The sequence below is a fragment of the Methylobacterium dankookense genome, from assembly GCF_902141855.1.
Taxonomy (GTDB): domain Bacteria; phylum Pseudomonadota; class Alphaproteobacteria; order Rhizobiales; family Beijerinckiaceae; genus Methylobacterium; species Methylobacterium dankookense.
The window spans coordinates 1-23358 of the sequence record NZ_CABFVH010000065.1 but is presented as its reverse complement, the minus strand read 5'-3'; the positions used below and the strand labels follow the sequence as shown (position 1 = coordinate 23358).

At 71.5% G+C, this 23358-nt stretch carries 20 protein-coding genes and 1 pseudogene; 10 read left to right on the top strand and 11 right to left on the bottom strand.

Features of this window, described 5'->3' with window-relative positions; genetic code table 11:
• Window positions 1-309 precede the first annotated feature (309 nt).
• Window positions 310-3453, bottom strand: a complete 3144-nt coding sequence (locus tag MTDSW087_RS27205; RefSeq protein WP_144768511.1) for a glycosyltransferase — start codon at window positions 3451-3453, stop codon at window positions 310-312.
• Between the two features lie 209 nt (window positions 3454-3662).
• On the opposite strand from MTDSW087_RS27205, the gene MTDSW087_RS27200 reads away from it, so the two are divergent.
• Both MTDSW087_RS27200 and MTDSW087_RS27195 read left to right on the top strand, forming a co-directional pair.
• Window positions 3663-4397, top strand: coding sequence for a DUF3750 domain-containing protein (locus tag MTDSW087_RS27200; protein WP_144768509.1), 735 nt, complete (start codon window positions 3663-3665; stop codon window positions 4395-4397).
• A gap of 125 nt (window positions 4398-4522) precedes the next feature.
• Window positions 4523-4717, top strand: a complete 195-nt coding sequence (locus MTDSW087_RS27195; protein WP_144768507.1) for a hypothetical protein — start codon at window positions 4523-4525, stop codon at window positions 4715-4717.
• Between the two features lie 10 nt (window positions 4718-4727).
• Here MTDSW087_RS27195 and MTDSW087_RS27190 read toward each other — a convergent pair whose 3' ends face one another.
• A complete protein-coding gene (locus MTDSW087_RS27190; RefSeq protein ID WP_144768505.1) occupies window positions 4728-5183 on the bottom strand; it encodes a hypothetical protein in 456 nt (151 codons plus the stop codon).
• A gap of 212 nt (window positions 5184-5395) precedes the next feature.
• Here MTDSW087_RS27190 and dinB point away from each other — a divergent pair, with 212 nt between their 5' ends.
• From dinB to MTDSW087_RS27175, 3 genes are all read left to right on the top strand, one after another.
• Window positions 5396-6502 (top strand): DNA polymerase IV, encoded by a 1107-nt coding sequence (gene dinB, locus MTDSW087_RS27185; protein WP_144768519.1) that lies wholly within the window; start codon window positions 5396-5398, stop codon window positions 6500-6502.
• A gap of 154 nt (window positions 6503-6656) precedes the next feature.
• Window positions 6657-7409 (top strand): Crp/Fnr family transcriptional regulator, encoded by a 753-nt coding sequence (locus MTDSW087_RS27180; protein ID WP_144768503.1) that lies wholly within the window; start codon window positions 6657-6659, stop codon window positions 7407-7409.
• Window positions 7410-7633: 224 nt separating this feature from the next.
• A complete protein-coding gene (locus MTDSW087_RS27175) occupies window positions 7634-8623 on the top strand; it encodes a sensor histidine kinase (RefSeq protein ID WP_186384017.1) in 990 nt (329 codons plus the stop codon).
• Window positions 8624-8887: 264 nt separating this feature from the next.
• Here the strand turns inward: MTDSW087_RS27175 and MTDSW087_RS27170 are convergent, their stop codons facing one another.
• The gene (locus MTDSW087_RS27170; protein ID WP_144768499.1) at window positions 8888-9139 is read right to left on the bottom strand and encodes a hypothetical protein; all 252 of its coding nucleotides are present in this window, start codon (window positions 9137-9139) and stop codon (window positions 8888-8890) included.
• Window positions 9140-9270: 131 nt separating this feature from the next.
• Entirely contained in the window at window positions 9271-9432 is a 162-nt protein-coding gene (locus MTDSW087_RS30475; RefSeq protein ID WP_186384016.1) for a hypothetical protein, read from the bottom strand.
• Between the two features lie 181 nt (window positions 9433-9613).
• Here MTDSW087_RS30475 and ppk2 point away from each other — a divergent pair, with 181 nt between their 5' ends.
• Window positions 9614-10537 (top strand): polyphosphate kinase 2, encoded by a 924-nt coding sequence (ppk2, locus tag MTDSW087_RS27165; protein WP_144768497.1) that lies wholly within the window; start codon window positions 9614-9616, stop codon window positions 10535-10537.
• A 13-nt stretch (window positions 10538-10550) separates the two neighbouring features.
• Here the strand turns inward: ppk2 and MTDSW087_RS27160 are convergent, their stop codons facing one another.
• The 4 genes from MTDSW087_RS27160 to MTDSW087_RS27145 are packed head-to-tail and all read right to left on the bottom strand — an operon-like array spanning window position 10551 to window position 14828.
• Window positions 10551-10814: a GNAT family N-acetyltransferase gene (locus MTDSW087_RS27160; RefSeq protein ID WP_144768495.1), complete on the bottom strand. Its 264-nt coding sequence runs from the start codon at window positions 10812-10814 to the stop codon at window positions 10551-10553.
• 16 nt (window positions 10815-10830) lie between these two features.
• Complete coding sequence (gene map / locus MTDSW087_RS27155; protein ID WP_144768493.1) at window positions 10831-11583, bottom strand: type I methionyl aminopeptidase; 753 nt, start codon at window positions 11581-11583, stop codon at window positions 10831-10833.
• 60 nt (window positions 11584-11643) lie between these two features.
• Entirely contained in the window at window positions 11644-12990 is a 1347-nt protein-coding gene (locus MTDSW087_RS27150; RefSeq protein WP_144768491.1) for a sigma-54-dependent transcriptional regulator, read from the bottom strand.
• Complete coding sequence (locus MTDSW087_RS27145) at window positions 12987-14828, bottom strand: ATP-binding protein (RefSeq protein WP_144768489.1); 1842 nt, start codon at window positions 14826-14828, stop codon at window positions 12987-12989. Before MTDSW087_RS27145 ends, MTDSW087_RS27150 begins: the two co-directional genes overlap by 4 nt.
• 298 nt (window positions 14829-15126) lie before the next feature.
• Here MTDSW087_RS27145 and MTDSW087_RS27140 point away from each other — a divergent pair, with 298 nt between their 5' ends.
• Window positions 15127-16470 (top strand): dicarboxylate/amino acid:cation symporter, encoded by a 1344-nt coding sequence (locus MTDSW087_RS27140; protein WP_144768487.1) that lies wholly within the window; start codon window positions 15127-15129, stop codon window positions 16468-16470.
• Between the two features lie 92 nt (window positions 16471-16562).
• Here MTDSW087_RS27140 and MTDSW087_RS27135 read toward each other — a convergent pair whose 3' ends face one another.
• Window positions 16563-17303 carry a M15 family metallopeptidase gene (locus MTDSW087_RS27135; RefSeq protein ID WP_238178632.1) on the bottom strand — a complete coding sequence of 247 codons (741 nt, stop codon included), beginning with the start codon at window positions 17301-17303 and terminating at the stop codon, window positions 16563-16565.
• Between MTDSW087_RS27135 and MTDSW087_RS27130 the strand changes: the two genes are divergently transcribed.
• Entirely contained in the window at window positions 17298-18143 is an 846-nt protein-coding gene (locus MTDSW087_RS27130; RefSeq protein WP_238178633.1) for a ComF family protein, read from the top strand. The genes MTDSW087_RS27135 and MTDSW087_RS27130 overlap by 6 nt on opposite strands.
• A 3-nt stretch (window positions 18144-18146) precedes the next feature.
• Here the strand turns inward: MTDSW087_RS27130 and MTDSW087_RS27125 are convergent, their stop codons facing one another.
• Window positions 18147-18746, bottom strand: coding sequence for a GNAT family N-acetyltransferase (locus MTDSW087_RS27125; protein ID WP_238178634.1), 600 nt, complete (start codon window positions 18744-18746; stop codon window positions 18147-18149).
• Window positions 18747-19008: 262 nt separating this feature from the next.
• Between MTDSW087_RS27125 and zapE the strand changes: the two genes are divergently transcribed.
• Window positions 19009-20226, top strand: coding sequence for a cell division protein ZapE (gene zapE, locus MTDSW087_RS27120; RefSeq protein WP_144768485.1), 1218 nt, complete (start codon window positions 19009-19011; stop codon window positions 20224-20226).
• Window positions 20227-20315: 89 nt separating this feature from the next.
• The gene (locus MTDSW087_RS27115; RefSeq protein ID WP_238178636.1) at window positions 20316-23231 is read left to right on the top strand and encodes a response regulator; all 2916 of its coding nucleotides are present in this window, start codon (window positions 20316-20318) and stop codon (window positions 23229-23231) included.
• 24 nt (window positions 23232-23255) lie between these two features.
• Here the strand turns inward: MTDSW087_RS27115 and MTDSW087_RS31090 are convergent.
• Window positions 23256-23358 (bottom strand): annotated as a pseudogene (locus tag MTDSW087_RS31090) (ferredoxin--NADP reductase); the annotation flags it as partial.

Below are 23358 nucleotides of genomic sequence, written 5' to 3'. Positions count from 1 at the left end.
ATCCGTCAGGTCGAACCGCGCCATCCAGAACCCTCCCTCGCCAGAGGGTTAACGACGGCACGCCTCACCCGTGCCCACCGTTATGGGTTCGCGACCTAGCGCGCTCTCCGCCGAAGTGGATACCGGTCCGCCAGAAAGAGTACGTCAAAACAAAGACTTAGAGCATTTTCCGTGATCCTTGGATCACGGAAAATGCTCTATCACATTGATTGTGCCGCATTTTCTTTCGCGGAACCGGCAACCACTTCCGCGGAAAATGCTCAAGAGCTGTTCCTGATTGCAGCGCGATCGGGAGCGGCTCCAAGGCCGTCAGCTCGGCTTCAGGGCGTACCCGTCCGGGCCGATGCCGCCGGCCCGGTAATAGGCGTCGAGATCGGTAAACCGCGTGCGGTCGAGGCTCGGGGCGTCGGTCGGCGCCGGCCCGTCGCGCAGGGCGAACAGCGTATCGAGGAGCGCCCGCGGGTCGCGGGTCGGCGGGATCAGCACGCCGCCCCCCGCGCTGCGGATGCGCTCGGCCGGCGCGCCGAAATCGAAGGCGACGACCGGATAGCCGGCATCCCAGATCTCGGACAGGACGTAGGAATAGGTCTCCGGCCAGACGCTCGGCAGCAGCACGAAATCGGGCTCCGCGGCGGCGAGGCGGGTCCCCAGCTCGGCGGGCGCGTAGGTGCCGGTGACCTCGACATTGCCGTAGCGCACGAGGCTCGGCGTATCGGGCGTGTAGCCGATCACGGTGAGGAAGAACGGGATGCGGTCGCGCGCCGCCCGCTCGGCCATGCGCAGCAGCAGCTCGAACCCCTTGTGCGGCCCGATCGCGCCGACGACCGCGATCCGCAGCGGGCTGGCGTGGGTGGAGGCCGGCCGGCGCAGGGGCCGCGGTGCCTGCCCGGCATGGGGCTCCGGATGCGGCAGCACGGCGATGTCGCCGAGCCCGAACCGCGCCTGGTAGCGGTCCGCCGTGTCCTGCGAGGGCGCGAGCAAACGCTGCGCGCCGCGCAGGATCCGGGCGTTGAAGCCGAGGAAGGCGTCGAGGTCGTTCTCGATCAGCGCGGCCTGATCGGCGAAATTGTAGTCCACCCCGCCGCCGACGCAGAGCTGGCAGACATCCGGCGGGGGCTCGCCGCAATAGAACTTGCGCCCGTCGGTGAGGTTCACCCGCGGGCAGTACCATTGGAAGTCGTGCAGCATCACGACATAGGGGCGCTTCCCCGACAGGAGCCGCTCCAGGAAGGCGCTCCCGTAGGTCAGGCGCGAGTTCACGTGGAGGGTCACCGTGACGCCGGAGGCCTCGAGGGCCGCGAGCATCGCCTCGACGCGATCCGGCGACAGGGTGAGCGTCGTCTCGGCATCGTCGAAGGCGAGTTCGAGCCGCCCATCCTCCCCGGTGTCGTCCACGGGGGCGAGGATCGCCACCTCGTGGTCCGCCTCCCGCGGCAGCGTCCGCAGGTCGTTGACGTAGCGCTTGGTGCCGCCGCCGAGGCCGTGCGTCAGGTGGAGGGTGAGCCGCCGGAACCGCCCGGCGAGCAGGCGCAGCAGGACCGCGCTGCGCACGGACTCGAAGGGGTCCACCCGCGTGAGGGCGGTCAGCTCCTCGTCGTATTCGGGATAGAGCGCTTCGAGCCGGGCATGGTTCGTCGCGAGCAGTTCGAGCCGCGTGGTGTTGGTGAAGGAGACCGAGCCCTCGTGCATCACGAAGGTGTCGGTCGCCGCCAGATGGATCCAGCCGAGGTCGCGCGCCGAGAGGCACCAGTCGACCTCCTCGCAATAGCCGCGGCCCCAATCGGGCGAGAGCGGGCCGACCTCGTCGAGGGCCGCCCGGTTCATGTGCATGCAGAAGCCGACGCCGGTCGGGATCGGCACGGGCGCGGCCCCCTCGGCCTGGAAGGCGCGGTCGAGGGCGTCCACGTCGAGGCCGAGCGCCGGCCGGTTCCGCAGCGTCAGGCTGGGGAAGCTCAGCACGGTGGCGGTGTTGGACATCGGCGTGACCGAGGCGACGCCGCGGCGGGCATGGCAATGCCGGCTCAGGCGTTCCACGGCGCCGGGGGGCAGGATCGTGTCGGCGTTGACGAGAAGCGCGTCCTCGCCGGGTTCGAGCAGGGAGAGGCCCCGGTTGACGGTGCCGATGAAGCCGAGATTCTCTGGATTATCGAGGATCGTCAGGGCCGGGATCCGGCGCGCGGCGAGCTCGGCGAGGAAGGTCCCGACCGCGGGATCCGGCGAGCCGTCGTCGATGACGAGCGCCCGGATCCGTCCCTCGCGCAGCTGCGGGATCAGCGAGGCGAGGCAGAGCTTCAGGTCGGACAGGCCGTTATAGATGGGCACGATCGCGCAGACCGGCGGCAGCGGGCCCGTTCCGGCGCGCGGCTCGGCGGGCACGGCGGGTGCCGGCGCACCGCCGGCCGGCCGGAACGCGATGCGCGAATCGGGAAGGCGCTCGACCTCGCGGATGCGCTGGCGCAGGGCGGCACGTTCCGGCCGCGTCGCGGTCGGCTCGCTCGGCCGCCCGTCGCCGCCGAGGAGGGCCGCCCGGGCCTCGCCGCGGCGCGCCTCGACCCGGGCCAGCACGGCGTTGCCGATCTGGCCGACCACGAATCCGGTGCCCTCCGGACCGGCGACCAGCGTGCTGCCTTCCGTGAATTCCACGTCGTCGAACGAGAAGCTCGCCCAGTCCCGGCCGAAGGTCGCCTTGATGTCGGGCCGGGCGTGGGTCTTCACCTCGGCCCGGGTGACGCCGTCGCTGACGATCCGCAGCGTTGTGGGCACGTCCCCGGTGGCGCGGTCGAAGTACCAGCCGGACAGGCGCAGGGCGTTGGCGGCCTCGATGTGGAATTTCGGCCGCGCGCTCCAGAAGCCGAGGTCGAGCACCGTATCCCCGGCCCGCACGCCGAGCCGGTGCGCGGACCCGCCCAGGATCTCCGGCGGGAGCAGCAGGCGAAACCCGTTCCAGCCGCCCTGACCGCCCGGCAGCATCAGCTCGCAGCGGAAGCGGTCGAGCCCGACGGGCTCTCCCGGGCGCCCGTCCACGAGGAGCTGCACGGTGGGCGCCGGGTCGGGGAAGAGCGGCGAGATCCAGCCTTCGAGGCCGTAATTGCGCACCCCGTCGAGGCGGCCCGCATAGAGGCCGGGGCCGGTGGCGAAGCGGCGGCGGCGCGTGCGCCCGCGGACGGTCACGCCGACCGCTATGGACGAGGCCGCGCCGAACAGGGCGGGGTCGAGAGCGGCGCTGACGAGCGTCCCGCTGTCGGTCCGCGTGATCCGCGCGACGGGCAGGAGCTGCTCCGGGCCGCGGCCCGCACGCGCCGCGATGCGGACCTCCTCGGGACGCACGCCAGGGCCCAGCGCGACCACGACGCCGCCGTTGAAGACCGCGAACCACGCGACCGGGCCGCTCTGCATCGTCAGCCAGCGCGGGCCGCCGAGGGACAGGCGTCTCAGGTACCTCAGGAGATCCAAAGCCTGCTCGTTTCCTCTGGCCTCAGAAACGGCAGAGCCGCGAACGTCGCCGGATCTGCCCGGCCCGCGCCTCATAACGGCTTTTGAGGCCTCACGAAAAGCGTCCGCTCGCGCGCGACCGATTAAGAGTTCGTGTGCATCCGCGGCTCTCGCCACGCAACGTGGCCATACCCATATCGCCGTCTTCCTCCCCCCAACCGGTCTTCTCTGTGATCATACTCAGGATCACCATCCTCGCACTCGTCCTCGCCTTCCTCGCACCCATCGCCGCCTCCGCCCTGCTCTACGCGGTGCGCGAGCGCGGCGACTGGCGCCTGGCCGACCGCTCCAGCACAGGCCTGCTGCCGGACCCCAGGCGCCACCCGGAGGCCGTCGTGCGGATCCTGTCCGCGCGCACGGTGAGTTGGCGCGGTATCTTCGCCACCCATGCCTGGATCGTGGTGAAGGAGGCCGGAGCGCCCAACTACAGCCGCTTCGACTACACCGCCTGGGGGCGGCCGATCTGGATAGACCGCTTCGTGCCGGATGGGCGCTGGTTCGGCAGCGCGCCCGAGGTCGTCTTCGCGGCGGACGGGCCCGAGGCCGCCGCGATGATCCCTGCCATCCGCGCCGTGATCGCCGCCTACCGCTACGCCGAGCCCGGCGACTACACGGTGTGGCCCGGTCCGAACTCGAACACCTTCGTCGCCGCGGTCATGGCGGCGGTGCCCGGAATCGGGACGAGCCTGCCCTCCACCGCCATCGGCAAGGACTTCCCCTATGACGGGCGCTGGTTCGGCCGGACCCCGTCCGGCACCGGCCTCCGCCTCAACCTCGGCGGCTATCTCGGGCTGACCCTCGGCTGGGTCGAGGGGCTGGAGCTGAACCTGCTCGGCGCGGTCGCGGGGCTCGACCTGCGCCGTCCCGCCCTCAAGCTGCCGGGGCTCGGCCGGATCGGCCTCTGAGCGTCCCCGCCGATCCCGCGTGTCGATGTGTGGCGGCGCACCTCGCCAAGTTTGAGAAGGGCGCAGGAAACAGGGGCGAAACGGCCATGCGTCCAGGGTTGCGCCGTCGCATTGGAGGCGGCCCGATGACCCTCGCCCAATCCGTCCGGATCCTGAGCCTCGCGCTTGCCGCCACGATGCTCGTCGTCGTGCCGCTGGCGAACCCGCTTCTCGTCTCCCTCGGCCTGATCCTCGGCGGCGTCCTCGCCGCTTGGCGCGGCGCCGCCGATCTCGCCTCCCCGGCGGCCTCCCCGGGCGTCGTCTTCCGGCACGCGCTGTGACGGCCGGTATTCAGCCGCCGCGGCTGAGCACCGGGCAATCGGCGGTGAAGGGGCCGAGGATGACGTCGCCCTGCGCCGGATTGTTGACGGTGAAGGGCGCCGTGCCCTGCTTGCCGGAGAAGCCCCCGCCGAATTCCGGCCGGAGACCGGCATCGCCGAAGCGCACGAAGCAGCGGTCGAGCACCGCCTCATAGTCGAAGCTAGCCTCCGCGACCGGGCGGCTGGCCGCGCCGGGCACCGCGCAATAGGCGGTCAGGTTGAGCCGGCCCGGATGCTCCAGCCGCAGCGGGACGGAGCGGCCCGGGAGCAGGGTGACCGGCGGCCCGCCATCGCGGCTCGCCACCAGGACATAGGCCGAGCGGTTGTAGACCCGGCGCAGGCAGCCGGCATCGGCCGCCGCGCTCCAGGTCGTTCCGAGGATGAGGGCTGCGGCCGCGAGGCAGGCGCGGTGTCTCTGGTGCGTCATGGCCGTTCGCCATCCCTTCTCGATAGGTCCCCCGTCGTTGGTGATAGGGCGTGCCGCCTTCCCGCCAAGTCCGCATCGATTCGTCATCCCCAGGGGTCCGATGCGCAGGCGGCCGAGATCGTGGTGGACGGCCGGGCCGAACCCGCTTGACCGGCCGGGATCGCCGGCGCCATCCAGAACATATGTCGAACTCGGGGGATGCGGCGCTCACCATGCCGGGCTCGGCCGATGATGCCGGGCCGGACCCGGCGCGGCCGCGCAAGATCATCCATATCGACATGGATGCGTTCTACGCCTCCGTCGAGCAGCGGGACGATCCGGAGCTGCGCGGCCGCCCGGTCGCGGTGGGCGGCGCGCGCGAGCGCGGCGTGGTCGCCGCCGCGAGCTACGAGGCCCGCGCCTTCGGCGTGCGTTCGGCCATGCCCGCGGTGACCGCCCGGCGGCGCTGCCCCGACCTGATCTTCGTGAAGCCCCGCTTCGACGTCTACGCCGCGATCTCGCAGGAGATCCGGGCGATCTTCGCCGAGCACAGCGCGATCATCGAGCCGGTCTCCCTCGACGAGGCCTATCTCGACGTCACGGAGAACCTCCAGGGCCTGCCGACCGCCACCGCGGTGGCGCGCGCCATCCGGGCGACGATCCGGGAGCGCACCGGCCTCGTGGCCTCGGCGGGCGTCTCCTACAACAAGTTCCTGGCCAAGGTGGCCTCGGACCACCGCAAGCCGGACGCCCTCTTCGTGATCACCCCCGAGATGGGGCCGCGCTTCGTCGAAGATCTGCCGATCGGGCGCTTCCACGGCGTCGGGCCGAAGACCGAAGCGCGCATGCGCGGCCTCGGCATCGAGACCGGGCGCGACCTGAAGGCGCGCCCGCTGGAGGAACTCGTCGCCCGGTTCGGCTCCTCGGGCGCCTATTACCATGCCGTCGCCCGCGGCATCGACGAGCGGCCCGTGCGGGCGCACCGGATCCGCAAGTCGATCGGAGCGGAGACCACCTTCTTCGCGGATGTCGACGCCTACGATGCCCTGGCCGAGCGCCTGCGCCCGCTGGTGGAGCGGGTCTGGGGCGCGAGCCTCGCCAAGGGCGTCCGCGCCCGGACCGTGACGCTGAAGCTGAAATTCTCCGATTTCGCGATCCTGACCCGCGCCCGCTCCGGCGCCGGCTTCCTGGCCGACCGCGCGGCCTTCGAGGCGATCGCGCTGAGCCTGCTGCACGATCTCTTCCCCTTGCGGCGCAGCGCGCGCCTCATCGGCGTCAGCCTGTCGGGCTTGAGCACGGAAGGGGATGCGGTGCCGGCGCAGCTCGGATTCGAACTCTGATCACCGCGCGCTGGCACTCCTCGAATGCCTTTGGAACGGTCATTGATAATGTGGGGTTGTACCGTCTCGCGCATGCACCTCGAAATTAACGCAGTTGAATTTCTGCCGTAGCGTGCGTGCGTAGTTTCCGGTGCCGAGAGGGTCGGGGAACGGGATGCCGCTGCACCTAATCAGCAAGCTGGAATCCTTCACCCGTCTCTCTGTCCTCGACCGGCAGGCGCTGGACGCGGTCGTCACCGAGAAGCAGCGGCGGCTCGGCGCGCGCGAGGACATCATCTGCGAGGGCGACAACCCGAGCCACGTCAACCTGATCCTCGACGGATGGGCCTGCCGCTACAAGCAGCTCGAAGATGGCCGCCGCCAGATCATCTCGTTCTTCCTGCCGGGCGACTTCTGCGATTCGCACGTCTATGTGCTGCGGGCGATGGACCACTCGATCGGCACGCTGACGCCGGTCACCTTTGCCGAGATCTCGCGCGACAGCCTGTCCCAGGTCACGAGCCGTCAGCCGCGCATCATGCAGGCGTTGTGGTGGGACACCCTCGTCCAGGCCTCGATCCAGCGGGAATGGACGGTCAATCTCGGCCAGCGCTCGGCGACCGAGCGCGTCGGCCATCTCCTCTGCGAGCTGTTCCTGCGCCTGCGCATCGTCGGGCTGGCCGACGGCGACGGCTGCCTGCTGCCGGTGACCCAGGCGGACCTCGCCGACGCCATGGGCCTCTCGACCGTGCACATCAACCGCACCCTGCAGGAACTGCGCGGTGCCGGGCTGATCGTGCTGAAGGGGCGTCACCTGACGATCCCGGACCTGCCGGCGTTGCAGACCGCCTCGCTGTTCAACCCGAACTACCTGCATCTCGATCATGTCGGCCGTCATCTCGATGCCGGCACGGCCGGCGAACTATGATCGGGCTTCGCTCAAATCCCGATCGCATCTCGCCGGCAGGACCAGCCCATCGACAGAGAACATGCATTCTGCGCGGTCGGGATCTTCCAGCGGGTGCTTTAGCTTGCACAGGTTGTCGCGGCCCGCATGTCTCCCGTCTGCGGGCGTGATCCGATTCTGAGGTTGCCGAAGGGTGCCGACGCATGACAGAGCGGCGCGAAGAATTTCCCGGGGACGATCCGGCCATGGACCCGGGCGGGCCCGAGGCGTTGCGCCTGATGGTCGAAACCCTGCCCCAGCTCATCTGGCGCGCCCTGCCCGGCGGCGACTGGATCTGGGCGAGCCGGCAATGGACGGCGTTCACGGGCCAGTCCGCCGCGCAGTTCGAGGGGCAGGGCTGGCTCGCCGCCGTGCATCCGGACGACCGGGCGCGGACCGCCCTCGCCTGGCAAGGGGCGGAGGCCGGGGGACGCCTCGAAGTCGAGCACCGGCTGCGCAACGCGGGCGACGGCGCCTATCGCTGGTTCGAGTGCCGGGCGCTGCCCTTACGCGACACGACCGGCCGGGTGACGGAATGGTGCGGCACCGCCACCGACATCCATGACCTGAAATCGTTGCAGGAGCAGCAGATCCAGATGCTGTTCGAATTGCAGCACCGGGTGCGCAACACGCTGGCCGCCGTGCGGGTGATCGCCCGGCGCTCCGCCGAGACCAGCGAGAGCGTCGAGACCTACGCGATGCATCTCGACGGGCGCCTCGACGCGCTCTCGCGGGTGCAGAGCGCGGTGATCCGCAACCCGTCCGCCGGGATCAGCCTCGCCATGCTCGCCGCCGACGAACTTGCGGCCTGCTGCGCCAACGAGGACCGGCAGGTGCGCATCGCCGGGCCGCTCGTGCTCCTGCGCGCGCGGGCGGCCGAGCGGATGGGGCTCGCCCTTCACGAACTGGCGACCAACGCCCTGAAGTTCGGGGCCCTGGCGCAGCCCGCCGGCCGGATCGAGATCGTCTGGTACGTTGAGCGAGTTGAGAGCGCCGAGTATCTGGTCCTGGACTGGACCGAGAGCGGCGTGCCGCTCGTCGATCTCATCCCGCACCGCACCGGCTTCGGCATGGACGTGCTGGAACGGATGCTCGTCCACGACCTCAAGGCCGACACCGCGGTGCGCTTCACCCGGGAGGGGCTGACCTGCCGCATCGTCCTGCCGGTCGGCGCCCAGATCGAGCCGGTCGTCTAGGCCGGGTCGGCCGGAATCCCGGCAGTTTACTGTGGCTTCCGGATGCTCGGACCGGGTGGGTTGCGGATCCCCTCTCCCCGCTTGCGGGAAGAGGGGCGCGACGACCCTGTCGTCGTCGCGACAAGGCGGCAGTCGAGGGTGAGGGGGCGCTTCCGACAGAGTCTCCTCCGGAGCCGCCCCCCTCGCCGCCGCTCCGGCTTCGCCTTTGCTTCCCACAGGGGCGTCGGTGGTCAACCGGCGCGATTAACTTGAACCCGCATACGGTCAGCCGAGCCGGCGCCGGTCCGCGTCGGTGATGTCGCTGCTGTCGCCGAGCAGGCGGCGTCCGGAGGCGATCACCTGCAGGGCCTCCCGGCTGCCGCCCTCTGCCCGCGCCACCGCTTCGAGGTCGCGCAAGTAGATACGGACGGGTTCCCGGGCCGTCGCGTCGAGGCCGAGCACGGGCTCGACCTTGGTGGTGACGATGTCCGTCACCGACGCCCAGAACTCCGTCGACGTGCTGGATCGATCCACCATGGCGTCTCTCCCTCCGGCTTGGGTACGGACTTGGGCGCGGATGGTCCGGCGCCTCGCGGCTCGCGGCAATCACACAGGTTGGTGGGGTGCCTGCCGTGCGCCGGCGCACGCCGGAGATGGAGAGGACGATCTCAGCGGGAGCCGCCGGTCCGGTGAGGACTCGGGTCGAAGCGGCCGCTCGGCGTGGTGCGGCAGCGGTCGGCCGCCTCCTTGAGGCTGGTCGGCGTGTCGCGGACAGGCTTGCGCGGCTCAGGCTTCGCGCTGTCCGCCGGGTCGCGGGTCTGGATCGGCATGGCGCGCTCCTCGCTGTGGCGCCGGCCCCCCTTTCAGTCCCGCCGGATCTCGCCGGCCGGACCGCGACGGGACAACCCGGACGCGCGCATTCCGGTTCAGAGACCGATCGGCGAGCCCCGTCTCCGGGCTGTCATGGGCGCCTGTTACCGGGCACCCGACCACGACCCGGAAAACAGGCCCATGTCCGAAGATTCCAGCGCGTCCGACGCCGCGACCCTGGCTGCCATCCGTGCGGAGCTGATCGACAGCTACGACGAGGAACTCGAGCAGGAGATGGAGGAGGACCGGCTCGATCGGCTCGAAGGCCTCCTGCAGGAGGATCGCGAGCCGGCCCTGAGCCGCAAGCTCTATTTCCGCGAACTGCTGCGCCTGCAGCACGAGTTGGTCCGGCTTCAGGACTGGGTGCAGCACGAGAAGCTGCGCATCGTGGTGTTGTTCGAGGGCCGCGATTCCGCCGGCAAGGGCGGCGTGATCAAGCGCATCACCCAGCGTCTCAACCCGCGCGTCTGCCGCGTCGCCGCGCTGCCGGCCCCGAACGAGCGCGAGCGCACGCAATGGTACTTCCAGCGCTACGTCGCCCATCTGCCGGCGGCGGGCGAGATCGTGCTGTTCGACCGCTCCTGGTACAACCGCGCCGGCGTCGAGCGGGTGATGGGCTTCTGCACCGAGAGCGACGTCGAGGAGTTCTTCCGCTCGGTCCCGGAGTTCGAGCGCATGCTGGTGCGTTCCGGCATCGTGCTGGTGAAATACTGGTTCTCGATCACCGATGCCGAGCAGGCCTTACGCTTCCGCATGCGGATCGAGGACCCCCTGAAGCAGTGGAAGCTCTCGCCCATGGACGTGGAATCCCGGCGCCGCTGGGAGGACTATACCCGCGCCAAGGAGGACATGCTGGCCCGCACCCACATCCCCGAGGCGCCCTGGTGGGTGGTCGAGGCGGTGGACAAGCGGCGCGCGCGGCTCAACTGCATCGCGCACCTCCTCGATCAGGTGCCCTACGGCCATGTCGACCACCCGCCCGTCCACCTGCCGGACCGGGTGCGCCATGCCGACTACATCCGCGCGCCCGTGTCCGGCACGATGATCGTGCCCGACCGCTACTGAGCGGGGGCGCGCCTCAGGCGAGAAGGTCGCGGTGGGCCCGGCTCATGGCGAGCCAGCCCCGCGCATAGCCGCAGAGCGCCAGGATCCGGCGCTCCTCGGCGCGGGCCTGGCCCGCGACCATCGCCATCAGGCGGCCGGCCGCGCCGGTGCCCCGCAGGGCGGGCGGCGCGTAGACGTAGCGGATCACGAGCAGGCCCGGCCGCCGCTCGTAATCGGCGAACACGATCTGCCCGTCCAGGTCGAGCTCGAAGCGCTGGCGCTCGGCATTGTCGCGCATGTCCCCGCCCCGGGCCCTACTGTCCCGCCATGGTGAGGACCAGCGGCCCGTTGCGCGTGGCGACGACGGTGTGCTCGTACTGGACCGTAAGGGCCCTCGGCCGGCTGTAGAGGGTCCAGGGATCGTCGCCATCCTCGGCGAAATCGGCGCCGAGGGACAGGAAGGGCTCGACGGTGAACACCAGCCCCTCCCCCATGATCCGGCGCTCGGAGGCGTCGGGCCAGGTCGCGATCTCTTTGGGCGCCTCGTGCAGCGACAGGCCGACGCCGTGGCTCGCGAGGTTGCGCACCAGCGTGTAGCCGTTCTTCCGCGCGAAGGCGCCGACCGCCTGGCCGATGCCGGCGAGCGGCCTGCCGGTCCCGACCTGACGCAAACCCGTCCACATCGCCCGGCGCCCGTCCCGGCACAGCCGCTCGACCGCGCGCGTCACCGGCGGCACGGCGAACGAGGCCCCGGTATCGGAGAAATAGCCGTCCTTCTCGGCGGAGACGTCGACGTTGACGAGGTCGCCCGGCGCGATCCTGCGGGCGCCCGGGATGCCGTGCGCGATCTCCTCGTTGACGCTGATGCAGGTCGCCCCGGGAAAGCCGTAGACCATCTCCGGGGCCGGCCGCGCCCCGGCCGCCTCGAGGAACGCGCGCCCGACCTGATCGAGCTCCAGGGTGGTCATGCCGGGCTCGATGGCCTTGCCCATCGCCTCCAGCGTGTCGGCAACGATGCGCCCGATCCGCTTCAGCCCCTGCAGCTCGTCGTCGTTCGACACCGTCATGCCGTCTCCTCATCCCCTGGCGGGGCTCTCCTTGCGATCGTCCGGGCGCCGCGCCGGCCCTTACCGGAAATCCGTCGCCGCGAGCCCGTGGCGGCTCAGCTTGTCGTAGAGCGTCTTGCGCGGGATGCCCAAGGCTTCCGCCGCGAGCTTCACGTCGCCGCCCGCCATGATCAGCTCGTCCCGAATGAGGTCGCGCTCGAAGCGGTCGACCTGCTCGGCGAGGCCGAGGGCCGGGCCCGGGGCCGGGGGGGCGCGCTCCTCCGGCCCGAAGCCGAGGGCGCAGCGCTCGGCGAAATGGCCGAGCTCGCGCACGTTGCCGGGCCAGGAATGGCGCGTGAGGTGGTCGCGGATCGCGGGCGTCACCGGCGGCGGCGCGCGCCCGAAGCGGTCGGCGGCGCGGGTGAGGAAGTGCTGGAACAGGAGCATCACGTCCTCCCGCCGCTCGCGCAGGGGCGGGATCGAGACGGTGATCACGTTGAGGCGGTGGAACAGGTCGTCGCGGAAGGTGCCCTGCACGGAGGCCTGGCCGAGATCGACCTTGGTCGCGGCCACCACGCGCATGTCGATCGGGCGAATCTCGTTCGAGCCCAAGGGCTCGACGGTGCGCTCCTGCAGCACGCGCAAAAACTTCACCTGGATCGGCAGCGGCATGCTCTCGATCTCGTCGAGGAAGAGCGTGCCGCCGTTGGCGTGCTCGACGCGCCCGACCCGCCGCTTCACCGCCCCGGTGAAGGCGCCGGCCTCGTGGCCGAACAGCTCGCTCTCCACCACGCTGTCGGGCAGCGCGCCGCAATTCATCGCGACGAAGTTGCGCGAGGCGCGACGGCTCCAGCGGTGCAGGGCGCTCGCCACCACCTCCTTGCCGGAGCCGGTCTCGCCGAGCACCAGCACGTCCACATCCGCCTGGGCCACGTCGCGCACGAGGCGGCGCAGGCGCATGATCTCGGGCGAGATGCCGAGGAAGGCCGGATCCTCGTCCACCGCCTCCTCCAGCCGCGCCCGCAGGCGGCGGTTCTCCAGCACGAGGCGGCGCCGCTCCAGGGCGCGCCGCACCGAGCCGATCAGCACCTCCGCCGCGTAGGGCTTGGCCAGGAAGTCGTAGGCGCCGGCCCGGAGCGAGCGCACCGCCATCGGGATGTCGCCGTGGCCGGTGATCAGGATCACCGGCAGGTCCGGATCGGCCGCATGCAGGCGCTCGAACAGCGCGCGCCCGTCCATGCCCGGCAGGCGGATGTCGCTGACCACGACTCCCGGCGGCGCGGCCTCGATCGCCGCGAGCGCGCTCTCGGCATCGCCGAACGGCTCGACGGCGAGCCCGTCGAGTTCGAGGCTCTGGCGGTTGGCGCGGCGCACATCCTCCTCGTCGTCGACGAAGACGATGCGCTCGGCCGGGTCGGTCTCGCTCATGACGCCTCGCTCTGCAGGACGGATGCGGATTCGGAGGCCGCCCGGTCGAGCTCCATGCGGAACACGGTGCCGCCGCCCTCTGCATCCTGAACGCTCAGGGCGCCGCCGCATTCCTCGACGATTCCGCGGCTGATCGCGAGGCCGAGCCCCAGCCCGTCCGGCTTCGTGGTGAAGAAGGCGTCGAAGATCTGGGCGCGCACCGCCTCCGGGATGCCGGTGCCGTTGTCGCGGACCTCGATCGCCGCGCGCCGGGGGCCGGCCGCGGAGATCGTCACCGAGACCCGGGGCTCGGGCCGCTTGGCGACCGCATCGAGGGCGTTCTGGAGGAGATTGATCAGCACCTGCTCCAGGCGCGGCCCGTCGCCGATCACAGTGAGGTCCGCCGCGCCCTCGACGACGAGGGCGATCCCGTCGGCCTCGGCGCGCGCGCTCACCACCTCCAGGCTGCCCTGGAGGATCGCCGCCACCGCGACCGGCTCGCGCCGCCCCGAGGCGCGCCGGGCGAAGCCCTTGAGCTGGCGGGTGAGGCCGCCGATCCGGTCGACGAGCCGGCCGATCGCGGCGACGTTCTCCACGGCGTCGTCGGTGCGCCCGCGCCGGACCAGGATGCCGGTATTGTCGGCATAGGAGCGGATCGCGGCGAGCGGCTGGTTGATCTCGTGGGCCATGCTCGCGGCGAACTGGCCGAGCGCGGCGAGCCGCCCGGCCTGGGCAAGCTCGCGCCCGAGGCGCTCGCGCTCGGCCTCCGAGCGGCGGCGCTCCTCGATCTCGTCGCGCAGCTTCGCGTTGGCCTCGCTCAGCGCCTGGGTGCGCTCGGCGACGCGGGCCTCCAGCTCGGCCCGGCGCGTGGCCTCGTCCGCGAGGCGGGCCCGCACGCGCGCGCGGCGGGCGAGCAGCGTGCCGAGGCCGAAACAGGCGAGGCCGGTGGCGAGGACCGCGATGGCCCGCGCCTGGTTCCGCTCGCGGGCCACGGCGGCGCCGACCGGCGTCAGGGTGTGGAGGCGCCACTCGGTCTCGGGCACGGGCGCGTCGAGCATCAGGGCGAGCTGGGCCGGCTGCGCGCCGCGGCCGATCCGCACCAGCCCGTCGGCGGCCGGGTGGAGCGGCATCGGCGCGAGGGCGGCCTCGCCGAATTCCAGCGCCTCGCGGATGCGCGCCTGCGCCTCCGGCTCGATCGGGCGCAGGGTCCGGAACTGCCAGGCCGGATCGCTAGCCACCAGCACGATCCCGCGGGGATCGGCCACGAAGACCAGCTCGCGGGCGGCCCGCCAGGACGCCTCGACGCCGTCGAACTCGGTCTTGACCACGACGACGCCGGCCCCCTCGCCGATGCGCCGCGCGAGGTAGAGGCCCGGCCGGCCGCTCACGGTGCCGAGGGCGAATTGCGAGCCGGTGCCACGCGTCATGGCCTCCTTGAAATAGGGGCGGAAGGCGTAGTTGCGGCCGACGAAGCTGCGCTCCACCGCGGCGTTGCTCGCCGCCACCGTCAGCCCGTCCGCGCGGATCACGTAGATCACCGCCGATCCCGTCGCCTCGGCGATCTCGGCGAGGCGCGCGCTCACCCGGTCGGCGAGGCCGGGGGCGGGATCGTTGCCGACAGCGGCTGCGATCTCCGGGTCGGCGGCGAGCGCCAGCGGCAGCGCGCTCTGCCGGCGCATCTCCGTGTGGAGCGCGCCCACCTGGATCACCAGGGTCGACTGGGCCGAGCGCCGGAGATCGGCAAGGGCCCGGCGCTCGGCGATGGCTCCGGCCAGCCAGGCGGAGGCCGCCATGGCGAGCAGGCCGAGCCCGATCAGCAGCGCGCGGAGCCGGCGCGAGCGGGATTTTGCCGGCTTCATCGCGGGCCGGCCACGGTTCCGGGATTCCGGAACGGATTACGGACCCGCGTGCGGGATCTCGGAAGGGCCCTCTGGAGCGGCCGCGAAGACTGGAAGAAAAACACTGTCAGATCAGGGTGTTAACAAAATATTTCCAATGGCCGGAGGCTGGCACGCGGGTTGCCATTCCCAGTTCGTAACGCAGCCTTGCCACCCGCGCATGACTGCAAGCCGGAAGGCCAAAAGCAAGAGCGACCGACGCCCATCCCCGGATGAGCACAGGCGCCCTCACCACCTGGATCTCGAGGAGATGCCGTCCATGGCTGCCGTACCGTCCCCGCTCACCGCGCCGCATGCGCCGCCGGCTCCGAAGCCGCTCTACAAGACCCTGTACTTCCAGGTGCTGGTCGCCGTCGCGATCGGCATCACGCTCGGCCATTTCTACCCGCAGCTCGGCGCGGAGATGAAGCCGCTCGGCGACGCCTTCATCAAGCTCGTCAAGATGATCATCGCGCCGGTGATTTTCCTCACCGTGGTCTCCGGCATCGCCGGCATGACGAACCTGGAGAAGGTCGGCCGCGTCGGCGGCAAGGCGCTGATCTACTTCCTCACCTTCTCGACGCTGGCGCTCATCGTCGGCCTGATCGTCGCGAACCTCGTCCAGCCGGGCGCGGGGATGCACATCGATCCGAAGTCGCTCGATCCGAAGCAGATCGCGATGTACGCCGAGAAGGCGAAGACGCAGTCGATCACCGACTTCCTGATGAACATCATCCCCTCGACGGCCGTGGGCGCGTTCTCGGGCGGTGAGATCCTGCAGGTCCTGTTCTTCTCGATCCTGTTCGGCTTCGGCCTCGCCTTCCTCGGCGATCGCGGCAAGCCGGTGCTCGACATCATCAAGGTGCTGTCGGAAGCCATCTTCGGGGTGGTGAACATCATCATGAAGGTCGCCCCGCTCGGCGCCTTCGGCGCGATGGCCTTCACCATCGGCAAGTACGGCATCAGCTCGCTCGCCAATCTCGCCTACCTCGTCGGCGCCTTCTACCTGACCTCGGCGATCTTCGTCTTCCTCGTCCTCGGCGCGGTCGCCCGCTACAACGGCTTCTCGATCGTCAAGCTCATCCGCTACATCAAGGAAGAGCTGATGCTCGTGCTCGGCACCTCCTCCTCGGAGTCGGCCCTGCCCTCGCTGCTCGAGAAGATGGAGCGCGCCGGCTGCTCGAAGCCTGTCGTCGGCCTCGTGGTTCCCACCGGCTACTCGTTCAACCTCGACGGCACCAACATCTACATGACGATGGCGGCGCTCTTCATCGCGCAGGCCACCGACACCCCGCTGTCGCTGGGCGAGCAGGCCCTGCTCCTCCTCGTGGCGATGCTCTCGTCGAAGGGTGCGGCCGGCGTCACCGGCTCGGGCTTCATCACGCTCGCCGCGACGCTCGCGGTGGTGCCCTCCGTCCCGGTGGTCGGCATGGCGCTGATCCTCGGCATCGACCGGTTCATGTCGGAGTGCCGCGCTCTGACGAACTTCATCGGCAACGCTGTGGCCTGCATCGTGGTCGCTCGCTGGGAAGGCGAGTGCGACGAGGCCAAGCTCGCCGCAGTCTTGGGCGGCAAGTCGGTTCCGGCGGAGGCCTCCGCCCCGGTTCTCCATCCGGCCGAATGACGCCCAGTCCGCCGGCCGCTCCCGAGGCGGCCGGCGCGACCGATCGGGGCCGCGGATGCCGGAAGGCGTCCGCGGCCCTTTTCGTGCCCGGCTCAGCGCACCGAGACCGGCACGTCGAAGCCCGGGCCGCGATGCGGCTCGTCGCGCAGGGTGAAGTGCCACCATTCCTGGGCGTAGGGGGAGAAGCCCGCCCGCCCCATCGCCGCCTTGAGGCGCGCCCGGTTGGCGCGGGCCGCGGGCGGGATCTCCGCCCCCTCGCCCGAGCGTGGGCTGAACAGGTCGAACGGCGTCCCCATCGGGACCTCGTTCCCGGTCGCCTTGTCCACCAGCGTGAGGTCCACGGTCGAGCCGCGGGAATGTCCGGACGCCTCGGCGATGTAGCCGAGGCGGAACAGGTCGCGCTTGTCGACCTCGGGATAGAACTCGTCCTTGCCCGCGAGCGCGGCCGGGTCGCGTGCCCAGCGCACGAAGTCGGCCACTGCCCGCCGCGGCCGGTAGCAGTCGAACACCTTCAGGCCGTAGCCGTCCCGCGCCAGCGCCGCCTGCGCGCGGGCGAGCGCCCGGGCCGCCCGGTGGGTCAGCAGGCAGAGCGCCGCCTCGTAGCCGTCGATCGGCCGGCCGACGAAGTTGTGGCTCCCCGCGTAGCGGATCTCGGCGACGAGCCCCGGCACGACCCGGGTCGCGTCCACCAGTTCGGGCTCGGCCCGTGCGGCGCCGATGAGGAAGAGCGGAACGAGGGCGGCCGCGAGGCCCGTCTTACGCCCCGTCTTGCGGCTTGGCCGCCGCCGTGCTGCGCTGCTGCGCGCTGCCCGCGCGGAAGGGTTCGCATGCACCGGCCTGTTTCCTCTCCGCCCGACGCGGGCGACGCTTCCCGAAGCATTGTCGGCTCGGTGGGGATCGGCAAGCGCGCACGCCTCGCGTTGGGCGAGACCGCGCGCTCCGCCCGAGGCCTCGCCCGCTCCGCCCTCGCCCTCGTCTACCCGCCGACCTGCGCGGGCTGCGGCGGCGCCACCATGGATCCCGGCGCGCTCTGCCCCGCCTGCTGGTCGTCGCTGCGGCTGATCGCGCCGCCGCTCTGCCCGCGCTACGGCACGCCGTTCGCGGTGGATTTCGGCGGGACGCCCCTGCTCTCGCCGCGGGCGATCAGCGAGCCGCCGGTCTTCGAGCGGGCGCGGGCGGTGGCGCTCTACGACGCGGTCGCGCCCCGCCTCGTCCACCGGCTGAAATACGAGGATCGCCACGACCTCGCCGGGGCGATGGCCCGGATGATGGCGGCGAGCGGTGCCGACCTCCTCGCCGAGGCGGATTGCGTGGTGCCGGTGCCGCTCCACCGCTGGCGCCTGTGGCGTCGGCGCTTCAACCAGGCGGCTCTGCTCGCGCGGCCCGTCGCCCGGGCGGCCGGGCTGCCCTTCGAGCCGCGGCTGCTCGCCCGCGCCAAGGCGACGCGCTCGCAGGTCGGCCTGTCGCGGGCGGCCCGCGCCGAGAACCTGCAGGGCGCCTTCCGGGTGCCGCCGGCCGAGTGCGCGCGCCTGCAGGGCCGCCGCGTCCTGCTCGTCGACGACGTGACAACCACGGGGGCCACCGCCAACGCCGCCGCCCGCGCCCTGTTGCGGGGCGGGGCGGCGCGCGTCGACCTGCTGACCTTCGCCCTGGTGGCCAACCCGCTGGGTTGAGCCTCAGGCGGCCTCGTCCGTCCGCAGGGGCGGCTGCACTACGGCGAGGGTGAAGTCGTAGGCCTCGGCGATCGTCTCGTACCAGAGCGAGAACGGCGTCGGCTGCGCGAGGGCGACGTCGCCCTCGGCCTGGATGCCCCCGGTGCGCAATTCGGCGCCGAGCTTCGCCGCGAGGCGGATCATCGGCCGGTTCCGCGCGAGGCACCGCACCTGCAGCGTACCGACGCCGCGGTTGCGGGCCGCGCGGGCGATGCGCGCAAACAACCCGGCCCCGAGTCCGCGGCGACGATAGTCCCGTTCCACCGCGAAGGCGGCCTCGGCCTGGGCGCCGAGGCTGAAGGCGGAGGCGTGGGGGCCCGCCGGACGCAACTCGCCGAGGCCGCGTAGCGCGCCCTCCACGAAGGCGCCGAAGGCGAGTCCCTCCGCTGCGACGACGCGCTCCGCATAGGCGCGCACGCCGGCCTCGCCGACCCCGCCCAGGAAGCGGTTGGCACGCGTCTCGGGATCGAGACGCAGGAAATAGTCCAGGATGGCCGGCTGGTCGCTCGGCCACAGACGCCGGACGGCATGGCCCGGCGAGAGGATGGAAGCTGGCGTTGCCAAATCGGGTCTCCGGTCTGCGACGCGCACGAGGCGCGCGGGTCCGGACGTCCCCTCCCAAGGCCGAACCAATGTGGCATCGCTGCCAATTTTGTGCAATGCAGCAGAAATGCCGAAGCTCGGGCCGTTGCGCGGCCGTCTCAGTGCCGGCCGCCGCCTTCTGTCAACGCCGCGACCATCGCGCCGGTTGATCCGCGGACCACGGCGCGGCAGATCGCGGCAAAGGCCGGCGTGAGGCGGAAGGCGCGGCCTGGAGAGCAGAACCGTGACAGTCAGCCCGCAGTTCCAGACCGCCGCGCCCTCGGCCGGGCTTGCGGCCTCCGGCCCGGTCCAGCAGCGCTACGAGGCGCTGGTCGCCTCCGGCGCGATCGAGCGGGACGCGGCCCAGGTCGCCGTGGTGCGGGCCCTGGACGGTCTCCTCCAGGCGTTGCAACGGCGCCAGCGCGCCAGCAAGGGCAGCGCCCTCGGCTGGCTGTTCGGCCGCAAGGAATCCGGCACGCCGCCGAAGGGGCTCTACCTCTGGGGCTCGGTCGGCCGCGGCAAGACCATGCTGATGGACCTGTTCCACGAGGCTGCCCCGGGCTCGAAGCGGCGCGTCCACTTCCACGGCTTCCTGGCCGACGCGCACGAGCGCATCCACGCCTACCGCCAGGCGCTGAAGCGCGGCGAGGTGAAGGGCGACGACCCGATCGGCCCCGTGGCCGAGGCGCTGGCGGCGGAGGCACGCCTCCTCTGCTTCGACGAGTTCACCGTCACCGACATCGCCGATGCGATGATCCTGGGGCGCCTGTTCAAGGCGCTGTTCGCCCGCGGCGTCACGGTGGTGGCGACCTCGAACGTCGAGCCGGATCGGCTCTACGAGGGCGGCCTGAACCGGGCCCTGTTCCTGCCCTTCATCGCCGAATTGCAGGAGCGGGTCACGGTGATGCGCCTCGATTCGCGCACCGATTTCCGCCTGGAGAAGCTCGGCGGCGCGCCGGTCTACCACGTTCCTGCCGATGCGGCGGCGAAGGAGGCGCTGGATGCCGCCTTCCGCAACCTCACCGGCAAGGCCAAGGGCGCGCCGACGAGCGTGCGCGTGCAGGGCCGCGACGTGCCGGTGCCGGAGGAGGCGATGGGCGTCGCCCGCTTCGGCTTCCGCGACCTCTGCGCGCAGCCGCTCGGCGCTTCCGACTACATGGCACTGGCGCGCCGCTTCCACACGCTGATCGTCTCGGACATCCCCGTGATGGGTGAGGCGCAGCGCAACGAGGCCAAGCGCTTCATCACCCTGATCGACACGCTCTACGACGCGCAGGTGAAGCTCGTGGTCTCGGCCGAGGCCGAGGCGCAGAATCTCTACACCGCCCGCGAGGGCCGCGAGGCCTTCGAGTTCGACCGCACGGTCTCGCGGCTCATCGAGATGCGCTCCTCGGAATACCTCGCCCTGCCGCACGGAAAGGCCGAGCTGACCGGCGCCAGCACGGGCCTCGTCGAGACCTGAGCCGGGACTGGGGCAAGAGAGTCGATCTCGCTTGCACCCGATCTATCTTCCCGCGGGCCGTGATGCCGCCCGCGAAGCTTCCCATGACCATGTCGATCTTCCGCCTGCGCCGCCGGCGCGGTGCGGGGCCCTTCGCCGCCCTGCTCGGCTCGCCTGCCGCCTTCGTCCTGCTCGCCGCCGCGCTCGCGGCCGGAGCCTGGAACTACCTTGCGGGCGAAGCGAGCCGGACCGCGACGGCGCGGGGCAATGCGGTGATCGCCGGGGTGGAGCGCCTGCTCTCCGCGGTGAAGGACCTCGAGACCGGGGAGCGCGGCTACGTGCTCGTCGGCAGCGAGGAATATCTCCAGCCCTATGCGAGTGCGTTGCAGGCGATCGATTCCGGGCTCACAGGCCTCGGCCGGGCGGCGCAGGAGCCGCTGCGCGCCGGCAGCCCCTTCCTCGCCAGGCTCGTCGCCGAGAAGCGCGCCTTCGCCGCACGCGTCGTCGACGAGCGGCGGAGCGGCGGCTTCGAGCCGGCCACTGCCCTGGTCCGGACCGGCGAGGGCAAGCGGCTGATGGATGCGATCCGCGCCGAGGGCGCCGGCATCGCCGCCGTCACCGAGCGCCGGCTCGCCGAGCTGCGGGCGGGCGAATCGCTCCGCGCCCTCGCCCTGTCGCTGCTCTCCGGCCTCTGCGCCCTCGGGGCCATCGCGCTCCTCGCCCGGCTCGCCCTGGTGCGGCGGCGGGAATCCCTGCGCATGTCGGCGCTTCTCGACGGGGTGCTCGCCAACGCGCCGAGCGGCCTCGGCTTCCTCGACCGCGACCTCAAGATCCGGCACATGAACCGGGCGCTCGCGGTGATGAGCGAGCGCGGCTTCGGCGCCGATCTCGGCGCGCCGATCTGGGCGATGCTGCCGACCCTGCGCGACCAGCTCGCCCCGAAGCTCGCCGCCGCCCTCGAAGCTGGCCTCGTCACCCCGGACGTGCCGGTGGCCGTGCCGACGCCGAGCGCGCCGGGCGGCGTGCGCCATTTCTCCATGAGCTTCTACCCGCTGCGCGCCTCCAGCGACGCGGACGGCGTGGTGGAGGGCGTCGGCCTCGTCGTCCTCGACGAGACCGTGCGGCGCCTCGCCGAGGCCCGCACCCGGCACAGCGAGGAGCGCTTCCGCTCGCTCATCGAGGCGAGCGCCGCGATCGTCTGGACGGCCGGACCGGACGGCCGCCTGCATCCGCGCCAGACCGGCTGGACCCGCTTCACCGGCCAGGACGAGGCGGCCTATGCCGGCCTCGGCTTCCTCGACGCCGTCCACCCGGACGACCGCGAGGCGACGCGCGCCACCTGGACGCGGGCCGTCGCGGCGCTGACGCCCTACGAGGTCGAGCACCGGCTGCGCCGCGCCGACGGCACCTACCGCGCGATGGCGGTGCGCGCCGTGCCGATCCTCGAGGGGGACGGCGCCTTGCGGGAATGGGTCGGCACCCACACCGACGTCACCGAGGCCAAGGAGGCGGAGGCCGCGATCCTCGCCGCGCGCGAATCGGCGGAGGAGGCGAACCGCGCCAAGAGCCAGTTCCTGGCCAATATGAGCCACGAGCTGCGTACGCCGCTCTCGGCGGTGATCGGCTATTCCGAGATGATCCAGGAGGAGCTGGAGGATCTCGGCGAGGCCTCGCTCATCGCCGACATGCGCAAGATCGAGGCGAATGCCCGCCACCTGCTCGGGCTCATCAACGACGTGCTCGACCTCTCGAAGATCGAGGCCGACCGCGTCGAGATCTACGCGGAGCCCTTCGACGTGGCCGAGGTGGTCCGCGACGTGGCCGTGACCGTCGAGGGGCTCGTGGTCAAGAAGGGCAACACGCTCCGGCTCGCCGTCGCCGAGGATGCGGGCCAAGCCTTCACCGACGTGACCAAGCTCCGGCAATGCCTGATCAACCTGCTCAGCAACGCCGCCAAGTTCACCGAGGACGGCCGCATCGACCTCGCCGTGACGCGCGCCGACGGAACCCTGCGCTTCGCCGTGTCGGATACCGGCATCGGCATGTCGCCGGAGCAGCTCGAACGGCTGTTCGAGCGCTTCACCCAGGCCGACGCCTCCACCACGCGGCGCTTCGGCGGCACCGGGCTCGGCCTCTCCATCACCCGGGCCTTCGCGGAGATGCTGGGCGGCCGCGTCACGGTCGACAGCCAGGAGGGACAGGGCACGACCTTCGCCCTCGAACTGCCCGCGGCCTTGCAGGCGCCGGAGCCCGCGGCCGCTGCTCCGGTCGAGACGGTGCGCGACGGCTGCACGATCCTGGTGATCGACGACGACGCGGCGACGCGCGACCTCCTCGCCCGCTTCCTGGAGCGCGAGGGTTTTCGCGTGGCGCGGGCCGAGGACGGGCGGCAGGGGCTGGAGCGGGCGCGCGCCTTGCGTCCCTGCGCCATCCTCCTCGACGTCACCATGCCGCGCATGGACGGCTGGGCGGTGCTGCGCGCGCTGCGGGCCGATCCGGATCTCGGGGCGACGCCCATCGTGATGGTGACGGTGCTCGACGAGCAGAACCTCGCCTTCTCGCTGGGCGCGAGCGACTATCTCCAGAAGCCGATCGACTGGCCGAGCCTGAAGGCGGTGACCGACCGCTTCCGGAAGAATGGCAGGGACGGGCCCGTCCTCGTCGTGGACGATGACGCGGATGCGCGCGAGCGCTTGGTGGCCGCCCTGTCGCGCGAGGGGCTGCCGGTGCGCGAGGCGGCCCATGGTGGCTTCGGTATCGAGGCGGTCGAGCGCGAGAAGCCGAGCCTCGTCCTCCTCGACCTGATGATGCCGGAACTCGACGGGTTCGGCTTCCTGCGGGCGCTGAGAGCCCGGCCGGACTGGACCGATATCCCGGTCGTGGTGCTGACGGCGAAGGACGTGACGGCGGAGGATCGGCGGCGGCTCGCCGGCCAGGCCGACCGCGTGCTCGCCAAGGGCAGCGTCAGCCTCGCCGACCTCGCCCGCACGGTGCGGGAACTGGTGCCCGATCACGCGGAGGCGTGATCGGGGCACGCGTGGTTCCGGGCGCTACTTCTCGACGAAGGCCTTCTCGATGACGAAGTGTCCGGCCTCGCCGTGGTTGCCCTCCTCGTAGGCACCATCGGTCAGGAGCTGGCGGGTGTCGCGGATC